The sequence below is a fragment of the Bacteroides caecigallinarum genome (assembly GCF_016901995.1).
GTDB lineage: Bacteria > Bacteroidota > Bacteroidia > Bacteroidales > Bacteroidaceae > Phocaeicola > Phocaeicola cellulolyticus.
Genome location: NZ_JACJLE010000019.1, coordinates 46,769 through 64,553, shown reverse-complemented (window position 1 = coordinate 64,553; position 17,785 = coordinate 46,769). Strand labels below are relative to the sequence as shown.

The following is a 17,785-nucleotide window of genomic DNA, read 5'->3' as shown; positions in this document are numbered from 1 at the left end:
GTCCTTTAATCTGATTGATTTGACTTTGCCCATAGAGGTAGCTTTGAGGATTATGAGGCAAAGGTAGCAAATCTATATGATATAAACTAATTATGAACATCTACTTAATCGACAACTCTTACAGATTTACCAGCTTCTTGCATAATCTGTATTGAAGCTATAATACTATCAGGATTATTATATCCATACACAAGTAACTTATCTGTAATAGATTCTGTCTTGGCATTTGTATTGAAATATACAATGGTTTCTGTTGGACTGCTCACATAGAAATCAGGCTCTCTAAAGATAAAGAAAGGAATATCATCGGCACTTTCAATCTGACCTCCATTTTCATTGAATTTCTTGAAAGATTCCAAGCAAAAATGTAATTCATCAACAATATTGGTTTCATACCTTAAAGCAAAGGTATTATTTCCATATGTTTCGTCAACATATCCACATGCAGGCACAACAATATTTTCTGCACCAAACTTAAAATACGGTTCTTTTCCATCTGAAGTATGAAAACCATCTTCATACCCTTCATCAGAAGTATCGCCAAGATCATCTTCATCTTCTTCACCACCTTCAATGAGGTCAATCAATTTATCACATGATGTCATTGTCACTGATACTGTAAATATAGGCAATAACACGACAAGGAAATAAAAAATACAGCGGCTTAATAGATTTATGGGTCTCATAACCATGATAACTTTTTAATAATTTATAGTGTGTGATTTTATCGCAGCTTCCAGATTTTCATCAGCACTTACAACAAGTGATGTTGAAGTACCATCGGCCAGTTCAATTTGATCTTGTGTTCCTAAAACCTCGTCACATGATGTCAGCGCAACTGCCAACAACAGTAATAATGAATAAAATGCTTTCATAATAGATAATATTAATTAGTATTCTTAAATATTCTTATTAGGATCAAGATGAATTATGCCATTATTAATGGCCTTTAATACCAATTCAACAGCATTTCTTACCTCGAATTTTGAGAACAAGCTCTTTCTGTGAGACTCAACAGTATTTACCGACACATGTAGCGATTCTGCTATTTCTTTTGTCTGCATTCCCATAGAAATAGCTTTCAAAACATCCATTTCACGATTTGTCAACAATGAATGATAGTCTGGAGTGTCGCCATTCAACCTTAATCTTTTCTTTATCTTATTGAATTCATCACAAAAATAACTTTCCCCGTTCAGAACACTCCTCAACGCATTTTTTATTTCATCAGTATCAGCCGATTTAAGTATAACACCATCAACCCCCATTTGAATAAGTTTCTTTACTACCCAAGGTTCTTCGTGCATAGTGTTTATAATTATACGAGTTTGCGGCACCATGTTCCTTATTATTTCCATAAGTTCAAAGCCACTTAAATCTGGCAACTCAATATCAATCAAGCAAACTGCAAATGAATTGTTTTTCATAAGTGTTATGGCCTCCGAACCGGAGGATGCAGTATATACTTCACCTATTTCAAGCATACTGTCAACAATGAATTTTATACCTTGAAGTATCAAAGCATGGTCATCAACCAATAATACTGCAGGTTTAGCGTTTTTCATTTCATTTCCATATACCTCCATAACACCCAACAATCACATTTATTTACAATTAAACAAATAAATTTGTTTTACAATGCAAAGGAACATAAATATAAAGAAAGAAAATTCACCGAAAACCGTGATTTTTACATTTCTCAAACATTTCCAAACAGATGTATATCAATATTTATGACAACTCCATTATCTTTTGTCACATAATAGATACCTCCAATTGTTTTAAGTCGGTCGTCTATTGTACGCATACCTATACCGCTATTTTTATTATCATTTTCATCCCATTTTCCATCATAAGAAATCTCCATTTTCAGATTTTCCATCTCTTGTTTCATCTTTACCTGGACGTGATCCACATTAGCATATTTAACAATATTGCTCATCATTTCCTGCATTATGCGATAAACTTCATATCCAACCTTGTGAGGTATCTGCTCCCATCCTTTATCAGAACTTGATGTATATTCAATATGTATTCCTGTCTGTTCTTCTGTCTTAGCAAAATAATCATTAAGCATTTCGTCAAGGTCTGTAAATTGAAAACTTGGAGGCATAAGTTCGTGAGAAATATCTCTTACTCCACATCTTATTTCTTCAAGAAGATGTATGGCATTCTGTTTTTCCTCGTCAGACACATCATTCCTCTTAATATGCATAATAACACCAAGCAAATCATTACACACACCATCATGCAGGTCTTTTGCCAATCGTTTTCGTTCATTTTCCAATCCGTCAATATATCTTTTGGCAGATATAAGTTCGGCTTCTTTTTGTTGGATTTTACGTTTATGCTGCAGGACAAGGATTATAATGAACAATAAAACTATGACAACACCCATATATATACCCAAACGGACATTGGCAGCTTTCTGACGTGCATGCTCATTCTCAAGTCTTGATATTTCAAGTTCTTTAGCATTGACATTGAGCTTTGCATTCAATTCAGACATCTCTGTATTAATACTTGTTTTCATCAATGAATCAGTGTAAGCATAAACATCCAGAAGTTTTTCAAAAGCTTTCTTATAATCACCCAATCCTTCATAGTTGTGATATAAAAGTCTGTTGTAGGCTTCATATGAAATCTGAGACAAAAGCTGGGGATTTCCTAAAAGTATATCAAGACTTTTCTGATACTCTCCCATCCAATTATATATGCTGGCACGCGTTGCCATAATCTCAAGGGCTGTCGGACTGCCTGCGGGAATTTCATCGACATACTTTCCGTACTTATCCATATATATCTTTACAGAATCTTTTTTGCCCCATAGCTGATAATTGCTTAACAATGGACCGAACGAACTCATTGCCAGCATTATAAAATTCTTGTCTATAGCCATCTCGATATTGTCTTTCAGAATTTCAGCTCCTTCGGTATATTTCCCCATCCTGGCATAAGCTGCAGCCAATAAAATTCTGGAATACATATACATATTTACATCATCAATCTCTTGAGCATATTTTGCTGCTATCTCAGCATTCGGTAATGCATCGCCATATCTTTCACTGGCAAAATACATTGCACCTATATTATAATATATAGATGACAACGTACTCTTATCAGCAGAAATCTTAGCATAATCGCTAGCCTGATTATAATAAAATAATGTGGAATCCGTTATTCCAATCTTCCTATAAACCACTCCGACAGACATGGAAACGGTTGCCTCAAAATCATAATCACGTTCTTTCATCTTAGAAGCATGTGACAACAAATCCAAATACATTGTTTTAGATTTTTCAAACTCCCCATGAGAATAATAATATGTAGCCTTTGAATTTAAAAGACGAAGATACATCCAACTGCCATATTCAGGCTTTTTATAAATATCAAGTCCTTTATCTGTAAAATATATGGCAGAATCAACATTGACAGATTCATATTCTTCGCTTAACCGCAAATATATCTCAGCCAAATGTTCCTTTTGTAAACCTTTTCCTTCTGTTTTTGATAATTCAATTCTCAAGCTGTCCGACACCGGTGTATTACAAACAGCATAACCTAGACACAAAAGTCCCCCTAAAACCACACACATTAATTTTTTGATCATAATAAAAAAAACATTTAATTTATATATCCGTAAAAATAATAATAATCTTAATACTAAAGCATCAAAATAGGATTTTATTATTATCATAAATATAATACATGACATGCAGGTAATTATATGACAAAAATGACATGACAAAAAAGATGTATCGCATGACAATTATGTCATCTATAATACTTTTCTTTGATTTACATCAATAAAAGGTCATAAAAATAGAAAAACATGTCGTAAAACATATTTTGCATTAAAAAAGGACTTATCTTTGCAATGTAATTAAAGACCGAAAGGTCCTAAGCTTAACTAAACACATAAATAATTTTAAGGTTAATAGGTAAAATGATTAAGGTAAAAGTCGAAGGCCGGCCGTGAGGTTCGCCTGAGAAAAGAAAAGTTATTATTAACTTAAAGAAGAAAGGATAACATTATGAAAAAGGTAAAAAGTATTTTTAACAAGATTGCCAATGCAAACCCAATGATTTGGGGTTATGTAATGTTGAACGACAACATGGCAAACAGAAAGTAAAATTTCGGGTCGTAATGACCCTTGTAATTCGAAAATTATGACCGTGAGGTCTGTAAATAAAGAAAAGCGTCTGTATCAATCTACAGGCGCTTTTTTCATTTCAAAGAAATGCTCAAGGTATCCATCGTTAAATATGAATTTATTGTTATATTCGCAATCTGAAAAAACATAAAAAAGAAAGTTACTGTCCTACAATGGCTACATTAGATATAGACACAAGCAATCAGGAATTCCAGAATGCACTAAAGTTAATACAATATACACACCAGTCCGTCTTTCTTACGGGTAAGGCCGGAACCGGAAAATCCACATTCCTGAAATATATCTGCCAGAATACAAAAAAGAAATATGTAGTTCTGGCTCCTACCGGTATTGCCGCCATTAATGCAGGAGGGAGCACTATGCACAGTTTTTTCAAACTTCCGTTTCATCCGCTCCTACCGGACGACCCAAAATTCAGAGGAAACAGACTCCACGAATCACTTAAATATACATCCAATCACAGAAAACTACTAAAAAGTCTTGAACTGGTCATTATTGATGAGATTTCAATGGTAAGGGCCGACATTATAGACTTCATAGACAAAGTTTTAAGAGTATATTCAGGAAACATGAGGGAGCCTTTCGGTGGAAAGCAGCTGTTGCTGGTCGGTGATGTATTCCAACTTGAACCTGTAGTGAAAAGTGATGAAAAGGAAATACTAAGCAGGTTCTATCCTAATCCGTATTTCTTTTCGGCAAATGTATTCCGACAGATGGAATTGGTATCCATAGAACTGACCAAAGTATATAGACAAACAGACAAGGCTTTCGTAGGAATACTTGACCATATACGAACTAACACGACACGTGCAGCCGATCTGCAACTTCTTAATACACGTTTCAACGCGCCTGTTTCAAACAACGAAAGTGACATGTACATCACCCTTGCTACACGACGTGACAGTGTGGACTACATCAACGAAAGAAAACTGGAAGAACTTGACAGTCAGCCGGTAGTATTAAAGGGTGAAATAAAAGGTGAATTTCCTGAAAGCAGTCTTCCTACAAATATGGAACTGACCGTTAAAAAAGGTGCGCAGATAATTTTCATAAAGAACGACATGGAAAAGCGCTGGGTGAACGGCACTTTGGGAACAATAACAGGATTTCTACCGGACGGAAGCATAAGCATCACTACGGAAGAAGGCAGGGAATTCTATGTGGAACAGGAAAGCTGGAGCAACATACGCTATCATTACAACGAACAGGAAAAGAAAATTGAAGAAGAGGAACTTGGCACCTTCAAACAGTTTCCTATAAAATTAGCATGGGCAATAACTGTCCACAAGAGTCAAGGGCTTACATTCAACCGTGTAATAATAGATTTCACAGGAGGAGTATTCGCCGGAGGACAAACATACGTAGCCCTAAGCAGATGTACATCGCTGGAAGGAATACAGTTGAAAAAAGAAATTACGAAGTCGGACATCTTTGTGAAGCCGGAAATTGCAGAGTTTGCACAAAAATTCAATGATGCAATGTCTATTGAACGAGCAATGAAAAAAGCGCAGGCCGACATTGAATACGAAAAGGCTATAAAAGAATTCGACAAAGGTAATTTCGCAGAATTCTTAGACAGCTTTTTCAAAGCTATACACAGCCGTTACGATATTGAGAAACCACTTATACAGAGATATATACGAAAGAAACTCGGAATAATCAACAAATTAAAGGCTGAAAACAAGGCACTGAAAGAAGAGCTGAGAAAACAAAAGGAAAATCTAAAAAAATATGCCCATGAGTACTACCTTATGGGAAATGAATGCATCACCAAGGCCAAAGATACAAGAGCTGCACATGCCAATTTTGACAAGGCGATAGAACTGTATCCTGAATTTGTCGATGCATGGGTGAGAAAAGGTGTTACGTTTTTCGACGAAGACAATGTAGAGGAAGCGGAAAGATGCCTTAACCATGCACTGCATATTCAGCCAAACAATTTTAAAGCAATATATAACCGTGGCAAGCTAAGACTTTTCACAGGCAGAACGGAAGAAGCGATATCCGACCTTGACAGAGCCACAAGTCTGAAACCGGAGAACGCAGGAGCACACCAATTCTTCGGAGAAGCACTCGAATCAGCAGGAATGGAATACGAAGCAGAGATACAATACAGAATAGCTGAAGAGCTTAGAAAGAAACAAAAATAAAAAACGATTTCTCAATATTTTTTATTATTTTCGCAAATATTCAGATTTAAACGAAACATTATGGGTACATTAATAAAACTGTACAATAAAAACAACAGTATAGACACACTGCAAAGCATAGCAGACACTCTGAATGATGGAGGAATAATAATCTATCCAACCGACACAATGTATGCCATAGGTTGTCACGCACTGAAAGAACGTCCCATAGAACGTATCTGCAAGTTAAAAAAAATCGATCCGCGTAAACATCACCTGTCCATTATTTGTTATGATTTAAGCAACATAAGTGAATATGCCAGAGTAAGCAACAACACATTCAAACTTATGAAGCGTAACCTGCCGGGACCATTCACATTTATATTGAAAGCAGACAGCCGTCTGCCGAAAATATTCAGAAACAGGAAGGAAGTTGGAATACGTGTACCTGACAATGATATAATCAGGGAAATATGCCAGATGATAGATGCCCCTATCCTATCAACTACACTTCCGCTTGACGAGAATGAAGATCCGGAATATGTTACTGACCCTGAACTCATATATGAGAAGTTCGGAAACGATGCCGACATCATAATAGACGGCGGTATAGGAGGTATTGATCCTTCAACAGTAGTAAACTGTATTGAAGACGAAGCGGAAATAATACGTCAGGGAAAAGGAATATTAGACGAATAACTTTTAAACAATTATAAAAATTATGCTACTTACATTACTAAACGTTGCGTCAAGCGTTACATCAAGAGTAAACATCGAAGCTGTACTTGACAAACTGGTCAGCTGGGGTATCGAAACCGGTAAAAACATAATCGGAGCTATTCTGATATATGTAATCGGACGTTTCCTTATCAAACAAATAGGCAAACTTCTTACAAAATTCCTAGAAAGACGCAAACTTGAAGTCAGTGTCAAGACATTCCTGAAAAGTCTTTTAAGCATTACACTTAACCTGATACTTGCATTTGCAGTAATAGCCCGTCTTGGTGTTGAAACCACAAGTTTCGCTGCAATACTTGCTTCTGCCGGTGTTGCTATCGGTATGGCACTTTCAGGCAATCTCTCAAATTTTGCAGGCGGACTCATCATCCTTGTATTCAAACCATTCAAGGTAGGTGACTTCATAGACGGTCCAGGTGCAAGCGGTACAGTAAAGGAAATACAGATTTTCCACACAATTCTTGCAACCGTTGACAACAAGATAATTTATGTTCCAAACGGCTCTATGAGCAGTAATGTTGTTGTAAATTACAGCAAACAGGACACAAGACGTGCCGAATGGGTAATCGGAGTTGAATACGGTGAAGATTTCGAAAAGGTAAAAGCAGTAATTGAACGTCTTATAAACGAAGACGAAAGAATACTTAAAGACCCTGCACCATTTATAGGCCTTGGATCACTGTCTGCAAGCAGTGTTGACATAAAAGTACGCGCATGGGCATCTACAGCCAACTATTGGGATGTTTATTTCGACTTCAACAAAAAGGTTTATGAAACATTCAATAAAGAAGGTATCGGATTCCCATTCCCACAACTTACGGTTCATCAGGCCAAAGATTAAAAAAACATATTATTCTTCTATCAGCCCAGGTCTATGTATTTATTACATATTCTTGGGCTGTTTTTTCAACTCATAGAAAAGCATTTAAAATATACAAGACTCAAAACAGCATTTAAAAACATTTTATCGCTAAATATTCAAGACTTCTTATTATATTTGTCCTATTAACAACATAAACCCATAAAACCATGTTTACAATTCAAGCTAATCCTTCAGGTACAAGAAGCCTGAACATTTCGGAAGAAAATCTCAAAACAATCGAAAAATATTCTCTGTTCCAGCAACTTATTGACAGCAACGGTATAGTTGACGAAAGCGTGTTGGAAAAACTTAAACTAAACATCCGTTCACTTATAGGCTCGTCTGAGAACGACTGTAAGGACTTGCTGGACCTCTGCCTGAATGTTATTTATCATGACAATATGAAAGCTTTCGGCCTGCATCAGCTCATCATGCTATACATAAACTGGGAGAGAGAAAAAGGTAATATCGAAGAAACAGAAGAATAAATCTTGAAAGAACATAATCTAACGGACTGGTTGCCTACAACCAAGAAAGAAGTAGAGCTTAGAGGATGGGATGAACTCGATGTCATTCTGTTCAGTGGTGACGCATATGTTGACCATCCGTCATTCGGAGCTGCCGTGATAGGAAGAATGCTTGAAGCTCAAGGACTTAAAGTTGCCATCGTACCACAGCCAAACTGGCGTGACGACCTTCGCGACTTCAAGAAACTGGGAAAGCCAAGACTCTTCTTCGGAATATCTGCCGGATGTATGGACAGTATGGTGAACAAATATACTGCCAACAAGCGTTTGCGAAGCGAAGACGCATATACTCCTGACGGACGACATGACATGCGCCCGGAATATCCTACTATAGTATATTCACAAATATTGAAGAAACTCTATCCCGATGTACCAGTCATCATAGGCGGAATAGAGGCCTCACTGCGCCGTCTTACCCACTACGATTACTGGCAGGACAAGGTCAGACAGTCCATTCTGATTGACTCCGGAGCAGACCTTCTGATTTACGGTATGGGAGAAAAGCCAATCACTGACTTGTGCAAACACATGTCTGAAAATCCAACCATACCGACAGATATTCTTCAGACTGCGTATGTATGCAAAAAGGAAGAATTCAAGCCTGAAGAAAATGACTTAAGGCTTTACTCTCATGAGGAATGCCTGAAAGACAAGAAGAAACAAGCTGAAAACTTCAGACATATAGAAGAGGAATCGAACAAATATGCAGCGCAGAGGATTATCCAGGAGTCGGGCAAGAAAGTAGTAGTGGTAAATCCGCCTTATCCGCCAATGACTCAGGGCGAGCTTGATATGTCGTTCGACCTTCCATATACACGCCTTCCGCATCCGAAATACAAGAACAAGCGTATTCCGGCATACGATATGATAAAATTCTCCGTCAATCTCCACAGAGGATGTTTCGGAGGATGCGCATTCTGCACCATATCAGCCCACCAGGGAAAATTCATCGTAAGCCGAAGCAAGGAAAGTATCTTGAAGGAGGTGAAAGCTATAACAGAAATGCCTGATTTCAAGGGTTATCTGAGCGACCTTGGAGGCCCGTCTGCCAACATGTATGCCATGAGGGGAAAAGACGAAAGTATGTGCCGCCGGTGCAAACGTCCTTCGTGCATCCATCCCAAAGTATGTCCTAATCTGAATACAGACCACAGACCACTATTGGACATATATCATGCCGTTGATGCACTTCCAGGAATCAAAAAGAGCTTTATTGGCAGCGGTGTGCGATATGACCTGCTTCTGCACGAAAGCAAAGACCAGGCTGTAAACAAATGCACTCAGGAATACACCCGCGAACTGATAATGAAACACGTGAGCGGACGACTGAAGGTAGCACCAGAGCATACAAGCGACAAAGTGCTTTACGTCATGCGGAAACCTCCGTTTGAGCAGTTTGAAAGGTTCAAGAAGATATTCGACCGCATAAATACGGAACATAACCTGCGCCAACAGATTATACCATACTTCATAAGCAGTCACCCAGGATGTACAGCCGAGGATATGGCAGAACTGGCAGTTATAACCAAAAGGCTTGACTTCCATCTGGAACAGGTTCAGGACTTCACTCCTACTCCTATGACTGTCGCTACAGAAGCCTGGTACACAGGTTATCATCCTTATACCCTTGAACCAATTTTCTCTGCAAAAACTCAGAAAGAGAAACTTGCGCAACGCATGTTCTTCTTCTGGTACAAGCCTGAGGAAAGAAAAAATATTATCAATGAACTGAGGCGTATGGGAAGGAATGACCTTATAGACAAACTTTACAAGAAGAGATAAAAAAAGACGAGTGAAACAAACGATACTTATTTTTGTTTCACTCGTTTTATATTATTCAGCTTTCAAATCCACAACTTCACGTACAAGGTACGTTCCATCATATTCAGCGGCAAAGCCATCGTCCCACTTTCCGTTATATTCAAGTCTTAATGTAACTTTTACGGGCTTGCCGTTTTTCTGACCTTTAGTTATCTTATCATACTTTTCAAGCAACTGGCCGGTCTTGTCAACAATCCAGAACTCTCTGTCGCTGCCGGAAGGAATAAATGCTCTCACTTCATGCCCTATTCTCAATTCGCCTTCCATGGTATAAAGCAAGTCCATAGAGGTTGAGTCCGTTTCAGTTTCACACAACTCGATACTGTTTTCATCAAACAGCGGTGCATCCTGACCTATTTCCATAAAGACAGCCTTGTCCGGAGCATTATCGAATATTTCAAAATATCTCATTCCGCTATTACCCGTTCCCCAACCATTGCATGTACTCGGAACAGGTTCCTGCTTCTTCAAACTGTCTATCATCTCAGCATAATCACCGTCAGGGAGCATTACATACCTGTGTACTCCACTTCTGCCGGACGCAGTTTCTTCAAATCTGCATGTCTGACTTTTATCCCAGTCAGCGGAACTTGAGAGTATATCTTTAACGTCATCTATACTTTTATTCTTCAACTGGAATATCCTGATTAAAGCGTGAGGAGCAACATCACCGTTTCTCACCATTACCACACCTGGAAGCAACGGATCGATCAACAGCCTTATATCGTCATTTCTTTGAGCCATCAGTTTCAAACCGGCTCCGGAAATTTCTTTCCATTCAAATCCTTCATATGCTTGTCTTGAAGGATTTTTCTTCATTACATCTCCATTGCAGCGTGCGTAAGTAGTAATTCTGCCTTTATCTTTCAATACCAAAGTATCATTTTTCAAACTTATAATATCGAATGTATCGGCAAATAATATTGTCTGCCCGTTACCAATACTTTCACCATTCAGAATAAGTTTGTTACCATGCTCCTCCCATCCATGATATTTCAAGGTTTCCATTCCTATAGACTCTGCTATACCATTATCTTTAATACAAACGCCTTGCACATAAGGCATATCCGGAGGTAAAACTTCAATCCAGTTTCCTTTTAAATCACGTTCGCCTGTTGTACAGGAACAAATTACCAATGGTAATAACAAAACAAACTGTTTCATATTTAAATTTATCTGGTTAATACAATAGCAAATATAGACAAAGATATCATGAAACCAATATTATAACTCATATTTTGAAATAATGACTTTCAGAAAAAATATATAGAAATTACAATATCACATACGCTAATACAAAAATCAAAATAGCATTTTGACATTTTGATTTCTACAATGCCCATAATTCTAATTCTACACAAGCATATACATTCTATTTCTAAAAATTTAAAGCACAGAGGCTGCCAACATATCACAAAGTCAACATATACAACCACAACATTTACAAATGTAAAGATAAAAATACATTACCACACACAGATGTGCATATATTGCCATTTCATTTACATATTATCATTTATAAGAATTGCATTCAGAAGTCATTTCCAGAAGAAAAAACACTTTATTTGATGACAAAAACAAAACGTCTCCATGTTTTGACTGAAGTTTCAAGGCATTTTCAGTAAAACATGGAGACGTTTTTATATTTATTGGAGAAGAAAAAAAATTTTATGACGATGATAATATGTTAACAAACTGAGTAAAATTCACAATATAACCATTATTAATTTACATTTTAGACACTAGCATATTATGTATAAGAAAACATATTTAACTAATCATTTCTATTTCAACAAATTTCATAATTTTATTTTTCATAACAATTCTCCAAAAAGTTTCTTTTTAATAGCAAAATCCCCTTTTTACTATCAAAAAGAAAATACTATTTCTTCTTCTCAAGTTCCTGAAGACTTTCCATCTTCTTTGTCTCAAGGAACTCGTATATACCGCACAGATGTTCTTTAACCTTCTTATTACCGAACTCATAAACTTTGGTAACAAGTCCATCAAGGAAATCACGGTCATGGGATACCACAATCAGAGTTCCGTCAAAATCCATGAGAGCCTGTTTCAATATATCCTTGGTCTTCATATCAAGATGGTTGGTAGGCTCGTCGAGGATAAGCAAATTCACAGGTTCAAGCAGAAGTTTAATCATAGCCAGACGGGTACGTTCACCACCTGACAAGACCTTGACTTTCTTCATTGATTCTTCCGGACCACCGAACATAAATGCTCCAAGCAGGTCTCTTATTTTGTTCCTGATTTCTCCTTTAGCCACATCGTCTATAGTCTGGAACACTGTAAGATTCTCGTCAAGAAGCGAAGCCTGGTTCTGCGCGAAATAACCTATCTGTACGTTATGTCCGAGTGTAAGTGTACCTTCATGGTCTATCTCATTCATGATACATTTCACGAGAGTTGACTTACCCTCACCATTCTTACCTACAAAAGCCACTTTATCGCCACGTTCTATCGTCAGAGTAGCATTACGGAACACCACATGATCGCCATATGTCTTTCCTACTCCATCCATTATTACAGGATAGCTTCCACTGCGTGGTGAAGGCGGGAATTTAAGCCTCAACGCCGAAGTATCTTCTTCGTCAACCTCAATCAGCTCTAGTTTCTCAAGCATCTTCACACGGCTCTGCACCTGAAGAGTCTTGCTGTATGTACCTTTGAAACGTTCTATAAAGTCTTTCGTCTCCTGAATCATCTTCTGCTGTTCCTCGTACTGCTTCATCTGCTGTTCGCGACGTTCTTTACGAAGGACGAGATATTGAGAATAATTCACCTTATAGTCGTATATGCGTCCCATTGTGACTTCTATGGTACGTGTAGTGATATTGTCAACAAACTTACGGTCGTGGCTTATAACGATTACAGCCTTTGCACTGTTGATCAGGAACTCTTCAAGCCACTGTATAGACTCGATGTCAAGATGGTTTGTAGGCTCGTCGAGCAACAATACATCCGGATTCTGAAGAAGAAGCTTTGCCAACTCTATACGCATACGCCATCCGCCGCTGAAATCACTCGTAGGACGGTTGAAATCTTCTCTCATAAACCCAAGACCAAGGAGAGCCTTCTCTACATCTTCTTCGAAGTGAGTCATGTCTATGGCATAGAACTTTTCGCTCATGGCAGCCACTTTCTCTATAAGAGCCATATATGAATCGCTTTCATAGTCTGTTCTTGTGGCCAGCTCATTGTTCATTGCCTCTATCTCCTTTTCCATCTCCTGAAGATGTGCAAAAGCCTGCGACGCTTCTTCGAAAACGGTTCTGCCATCTTCGGTCATCAGATGCTGTGGTAAATATGCAATGACACAGTCCTTAGGTGCTGTAACTTTTCCACGGGTAGGTTGCCTTACCCCAGCCAAAATCTTTAACAAGGTTGACTTTCCGGCTCCGTTCTTTCCCATAAGGGCTATACGGTCTTTCTCATTGATCTGAAAACTAATGTCACTAAACAAGGTGGTACCGCCAAATTCAACGGTCAATCCATCTACTGAAATCATATAATTAAAAGTTTTTAGTTTGTGAGTTTATAAGTTTTTGAGTTGAACTGCAATTACAAAATAAATTGGCAAGCAGACGGGGATATTGTCCTTATCCACTTGCCAACCACAGGTCATTTCATATAAAATCATGCCATCAGCAGTATCAATAACTGCGCCGTAAGAATACGCAAGAACATGCTCAACGGATAAACCGTGGAATAACCTACGGCAGGAGCATCATTGCTTGATACCTGATTTGCATATGCCAATGCAGGCGGGTCAGTATTACTACCTGCAATAAGTCCAATCAATGTGTAATAATTCAACTTGTGTCTCCATCTGGCTACAATTCCCATAATAATCAAAGGAATTATTGTGATAAGGAAGCCTATACCGACATATAATAAACCGTCGCCTTCTACTACCGTATGAACAAAATTCTCACCGGCCTTGATACCAACACTCGCCAGGAACAAAGCCAAACCCACCTCACGCAACATAAGGTTCGCACTCATCGTTGTATATGTAACAAGTTTAACCTTATATCCGAAACGGCCTATAAGTATGGAAATGATAAGCGGACCACCCGCAAGACCTAGTTTTATAGGAGTAGGAATACCCGGAATGGCAAACGGAAGACTTCCAAACAATATACCACAGAGAATACCAATAAATATGGTTACTATATTAGGATGGTCAAGGCGTTTCAACTGATTACCCAACAAACCGGCTACACGCTCAACCGCATCTTGCGGACCTACGACCATTACACGGTCACCCACTTGAAGAGTAAGCTGGCGAGAAGCGAACAAGTCCATACCGGAACGGTTCACACGGGTTACGTTTACGCCATACATACTGTTGAAATGAAGCTCTCCCAACGTCTTGCCATTAATATTAGACTGCGTGACGAGAATACGGCGCGAAACCATCGGTTTCTCAGTTTTACCGGCAGTTTCCCAATTTATATCTTTCACTTCCGGACCGATAAATGTTATAATCGCCTCAGAATCATCCTCCGCACACACAATGAACATTTTGTCGTTAAGTTCCAAAACAGTGTTTGCAGTAGGAATATATACGCAACCGTCGCTTTTCATTATTCGGGAACAAACGAAATCACGTGCCAAAAAGTTACGTACCTGCAAAACTGTTTTACCCTGCAACGCTTCGTTATGAACCTCCAGATTAAGAAAGAAAGGCTTCAGATGAGGATTCGCCTCTTCACCACGTTTGATTTCCTCTTCTTCTTTATTTAAATCTATCCTGCAGATTATACGTATGAGAATCATGGAAAGAATTATACCCATAACGCCCAACGGATAAGCACAAGCATATCCCATGGCAATCTGGGGACCGTTATAGTTTATCTGAGTCAAAGCTTCATTTGCGGCACCGAGGCCGGGAGTGTTGGTTACGGCACCACACAAGATACCGACCATCATCGGGATGTCCACCCTGCCTTGAAGCGCGAAATACAGAATCAAAGCCACAGCAATGTTCAGCGCCACTATGCCTACAGCAACCATATTCATGGCTACACCGCCTTTCTTGAATGAAGAGAAGAAAGAAGGGCCGACCTGAAGACCAATACAGAACACAAATAAAATTAACCCAAAGTCTTGAACGAAATTCAGAATCGATGTATTACCGGTAAATCCGAAATGACCAACCAGAATACCCACGAACAAGACAAAAGTAACCCCCAGCGATATGCCGAAGATTTTAATTTTTCCCAATAACACACCCGCTGCTATAACAAAGGCATAAAGAGCAACTATGTGGGCAATGGAATTAGGATTGAATAACAAATCACTTAACCAATTCATAATTTATTAAATAACACATAAATAATTTCCGACAAAAGTAGTTAAAAAATAATAAGGTATCAAATTAAACAGATTAAAAGTAACAAATCCTAAACTTTTTTTGCCACATAGAGTTTACAATAGTCTAAAAATATCTTCTGCATTATAAAATAAATGTTTATACATAGTGCATTTCCCGACAGAAAATGGTTGAGATTGGAAGAAATTTGTATCTTTGCCTAAGATGGTACTAAAATAATCAAGTACAAATTTAAAATATAACCTATTTATATAAACCTAATCAACTATGGCAGATAGTAAAGAAAAACTCTTTTCCGATTTCCCTTCCGTAAGCACACAGGAATGGTTGGATAAGATTACAGTTGACCTTAAAGGCGCTGATTTTGAAAAGAAGTTGGTATGGAAAACCAACGAAGGATTTAAAGTTAAACCTTTTTACCGCAAAGAAGATCTTGAAGGACTGAAAACAACAGAAGGACTTCCCGGAGAATTCCCATACGTAAGAGGAATAAAAAAAGACGACAATACTTGGTTCATACGTCAGGATATAAAAGTCATTGATCCGACTGAAGCAAATGCCAAGGCTCTGGACTTGCTAAACAAAGGCGTTGATTCACTTGGATTTAAAGTAAAGGCATCTGATTTAAGTTCCGAATATATAGCTACACTGCTGAAAGACATCTGCTGTGACTGCGTAGAACTGAACTTCTCTACATGTCAGGGACATACAGTAGAACTGGCAGAATTACTTGTAGCTTATTTCAAGGAAAAAGGATACGATCCTAAGAGTTTGCAGGGTTCTGTCAACTTCGACCCTATCAGCAAGATGTTAGGCAAAGGCAAAGACAGAAGCGGACTTATTGCCAACGCAAAGAAACTTGTTGAGGTTTTGGCAGAATATCCAAAATTCCGTTGTATTACCGTAAACTGTGTTGACCTTAATAATGCCGGAGCATACATCTATCAGGAGTTGGGATATGCACTCTCTTGGGGTAATGAATATCTCAATCAGATGGTAGAAGCAGGCGTTCCAGCAGCTCTAGCCGCAAAGAAAATAAAATTCAACTTCGGTATCAGCTCAAACTATTTCATGGAAATCGCCAAATTCCGTGCCGCACGCATGCTTTGGGCTAACATCGTAAAAGAATATAATCCTCAATGTCCTCGTAAAGACTGTTCTAACACTGGTGCAGACGGTACTTGCTACTGCGCTTGCAAGATGGTTGCACATGCTGAAACATCCAAATTCAACCTTACACTTTTCGATGCTCATGTAAATCTGCTCCGTACTCAGACTGAAGCCATGAGTGCTGCTCTGGCAGGTGTAAACTCTATCACAGTGACTCCTTTCGACAGTGTTTACGAAACTCCTAACGAATTCTCAGAACGTCTGGCACGCAACCAGCAGTTATTGCTCAAGGAAGAATCTCACCTCAACCGTATAGTTGACCCTGCTGCCGGTTCATATTATATCGAGAACCTGACTGCTTCTATTGCTCAGCAGGCATGGAACCTGTTCCTGGCTACAGAAGACGAAGGCGGTTTCCTTGCAGCTGTAAAGGCTAACAAAGTACAGGAAGCTGTAAACGGAAGCAACAAGGCTCGTCATGAGGCTGTTTCAAAACGCAAGGAGATACTCCTCGGTACAAACCAGTATCCTAACTTCTCTGAAATGGCAGGCGAAAAGACTCCTGAAGAATGCAAATGCAACTGCGGATGCAGCCACGGAACAGAAGAAGCTGCTCCTTACTTGGCTCTTGACAAGTCACGCGCTGCAAGCGAATTCGAAGCTCTCCGTCTGCAGACAGAACACTCAGGCAAACGTCCTAAAGCATTCATGCTCACTATCGGTAATCTTGCTATGCGTCAGGCACGCGCACAGTTCTCTTGCAACTTCCTTGCATGTGCCGGATATGAGGTTATTGACAACCTCGGCTTTGCTACAGTAGAAGAAGGCGTGGAAGCTGCAATGAAGGCCAACGCTGACATCGTAGTGATGTGTTCAAGCGATGACGAATATGCAGAATACGCAATCCCTGCATTCAAGGCACTCGACGGACGCGCTATGTATATCGTGGCAGGTGCTCCGGCATGCATGGACGACCTTAAGGCAGCAGGTATCGAGAACTTCATCCACGTTCGCTGCAACGTATTGGAAACTTTAAAAGAGTATAACAAAAAGTTAGGAATTAAATAACT

13 protein-coding genes are annotated in these 17,785 nt (G+C 38.8%); 6 read left to right on the top strand and 7 right to left on the bottom strand.

The genetic code is table 11. The features are described 5' to 3' along the window. Positions 1-104: 104 nt before the first annotated feature. The 4 genes from H6A61_RS06845 to H6A61_RS06830 form a co-directional block, all read right to left on the bottom strand. Entirely contained in the window at positions 105-686 is a 582-nt protein-coding gene (locus tag H6A61_RS06845) for a hypothetical protein (RefSeq protein WP_204392312.1), read from the bottom strand. A 15-nt stretch (positions 687-701) separates the two neighbouring features. Next, positions 702-875 carry a hypothetical protein gene (locus H6A61_RS06840; protein ID WP_204392310.1) on the bottom strand — a complete coding sequence of 58 codons (174 nt, stop codon included), beginning with the start codon at positions 873-875 and terminating at the stop codon, positions 702-704. Positions 876-899: 24 nt separating this feature from the next. Beyond that, the gene (locus tag H6A61_RS06835; RefSeq protein WP_204392308.1) at positions 900-1,565 is read right to left on the bottom strand and encodes a response regulator; all 666 of its coding nucleotides are present in this window, start codon (positions 1,563-1,565) and stop codon (positions 900-902) included. A 134-nt stretch (positions 1,566-1,699) separates the two neighbouring features. After that, the gene (locus H6A61_RS06830; RefSeq protein ID WP_204392307.1) at positions 1,700-3,610 is read right to left on the bottom strand and encodes a tetratricopeptide repeat-containing sensor histidine kinase; all 1,911 of its coding nucleotides are present in this window, start codon (positions 3,608-3,610) and stop codon (positions 1,700-1,702) included. 717 nt (positions 3,611-4,327) lie between these two features. Between H6A61_RS06830 and H6A61_RS06825 the strand changes: the two genes are divergently transcribed. The 5 genes from H6A61_RS06825 to H6A61_RS06805 all read left to right on the top strand — a co-directional run bounded on the left by H6A61_RS06825 (position 4,328) and on the right by H6A61_RS06805 (position 10,213). Beyond that, the gene (locus H6A61_RS06825) at positions 4,328-6,325 is read left to right on the top strand and encodes an AAA family ATPase (protein WP_204392305.1); all 1,998 of its coding nucleotides are present in this window, start codon (positions 4,328-4,330) and stop codon (positions 6,323-6,325) included. A 60-nt stretch (positions 6,326-6,385) separates the two neighbouring features. Beyond that, positions 6,386-7,003 (top strand): L-threonylcarbamoyladenylate synthase, encoded by a 618-nt coding sequence (locus H6A61_RS06820; RefSeq protein ID WP_204392303.1) that lies wholly within the window; start codon positions 6,386-6,388, stop codon positions 7,001-7,003. A 22-nt stretch (positions 7,004-7,025) separates the two neighbouring features. Beyond that, on the top strand, positions 7,026-7,883 hold the full coding sequence (locus tag H6A61_RS06815; RefSeq protein WP_204392301.1) for a mechanosensitive ion channel family protein: 858 nt from the start codon (positions 7,026-7,028) through the stop codon (positions 7,881-7,883). Positions 7,884-8,071: 188 nt separating this feature from the next. Then, on the top strand, positions 8,072-8,392 hold the full coding sequence (locus H6A61_RS06810; RefSeq protein ID WP_204392299.1) for a hypothetical protein: 321 nt from the start codon (positions 8,072-8,074) through the stop codon (positions 8,390-8,392). Positions 8,393-8,395: 3 nt separating this feature from the next. After that, positions 8,396-10,213, top strand: a complete 1,818-nt coding sequence (locus tag H6A61_RS06805; RefSeq protein WP_204392298.1) for a YgiQ family radical SAM protein — start codon at positions 8,396-8,398, stop codon at positions 10,211-10,213. A 51-nt stretch (positions 10,214-10,264) separates the two neighbouring features. Here the strand turns inward: H6A61_RS06805 and H6A61_RS06800 are convergent, their stop codons facing one another. From H6A61_RS06800 to H6A61_RS06790, 3 genes are all read right to left on the bottom strand, one after another. Next, on the bottom strand, positions 10,265-11,416 hold the full coding sequence (locus tag H6A61_RS06800; protein WP_204392296.1) for a lipocalin family protein: 1,152 nt from the start codon (positions 11,414-11,416) through the stop codon (positions 10,265-10,267). A 718-nt stretch (positions 11,417-12,134) separates the two neighbouring features. Beyond that, positions 12,135-13,775, bottom strand: a complete 1,641-nt coding sequence (locus H6A61_RS06795) for an ABC-F family ATP-binding cassette domain-containing protein (protein ID WP_154043645.1) — start codon at positions 13,773-13,775, stop codon at positions 12,135-12,137. Between the two features lie 128 nt (positions 13,776-13,903). Then, complete coding sequence (locus H6A61_RS06790; protein WP_204392294.1) at positions 13,904-15,586, bottom strand: putative transporter; 1,683 nt, start codon at positions 15,584-15,586, stop codon at positions 13,904-13,906. Positions 15,587-15,872: 286 nt separating this feature from the next. Between H6A61_RS06790 and mutA the strand changes: the two genes are divergently transcribed. Further along, positions 15,873-17,783 (top strand): methylmalonyl-CoA mutase small subunit, encoded by a 1,911-nt coding sequence (gene mutA / locus H6A61_RS06785; RefSeq protein ID WP_204392292.1) that lies wholly within the window; start codon positions 15,873-15,875, stop codon positions 17,781-17,783. Positions 17,784-17,785: the final 2 nt, after the last annotated feature.

Excerpts from the sequence above, each read along its gene's own strand:
- H6A61_RS06845 (WP_204392312.1), bottom strand. The coding sequence starts at position 686 with ATGAGACCCATAAATCTATTAAGCCGCTGTATTTTTTATTTCCTTGTC.
- H6A61_RS06840 (WP_204392310.1), bottom strand. The coding sequence starts at position 875 with ATGAAAGCATTTTATTCATTATTACTGTTGTTGGCAGTTGCGCTGACA.
- H6A61_RS06835 (WP_204392308.1), bottom strand. The coding sequence starts at position 1,565 with ATGAAAAACGCTAAACCTGCAGTATTATTGGTTGATGACCATGCTTTG.
- H6A61_RS06830 (WP_204392307.1), bottom strand. The coding sequence starts at position 3,610 with ATGATCAAAAAATTAATGTGTGTGGTTTTAGGGGGACTTTTGTGTCTA.
- H6A61_RS06825 (WP_204392305.1), top strand. The coding sequence starts at position 4,328 with ATGGCTACATTAGATATAGACACAAGCAATCAGGAATTCCAGAATGCA.
- H6A61_RS06820 (WP_204392303.1), top strand. The coding sequence starts at position 6,386 with ATGGGTACATTAATAAAACTGTACAATAAAAACAACAGTATAGACACA.
- H6A61_RS06815 (WP_204392301.1), top strand. The coding sequence starts at position 7,026 with ATGCTACTTACATTACTAAACGTTGCGTCAAGCGTTACATCAAGAGTA.
- H6A61_RS06810 (WP_204392299.1), top strand. The coding sequence starts at position 8,072 with ATGTTTACAATTCAAGCTAATCCTTCAGGTACAAGAAGCCTGAACATT.
- H6A61_RS06800 (WP_204392296.1), bottom strand. The coding sequence starts at position 11,416 with ATGAAACAGTTTGTTTTGTTATTACCATTGGTAATTTGTTCCTGTACA.
- H6A61_RS06795 (WP_154043645.1), bottom strand. The coding sequence starts at position 13,775 with ATGATTTCAGTAGATGGATTGACCGTTGAATTTGGCGGTACCACCTTG.
- H6A61_RS06790 (WP_204392294.1), bottom strand. The coding sequence starts at position 15,586 with ATGAATTGGTTAAGTGATTTGTTATTCAATCCTAATTCCATTGCCCAC.
- mutA (WP_204392292.1), top strand. The coding sequence starts at position 15,873 with ATGGCAGATAGTAAAGAAAAACTCTTTTCCGATTTCCCTTCCGTAAGC.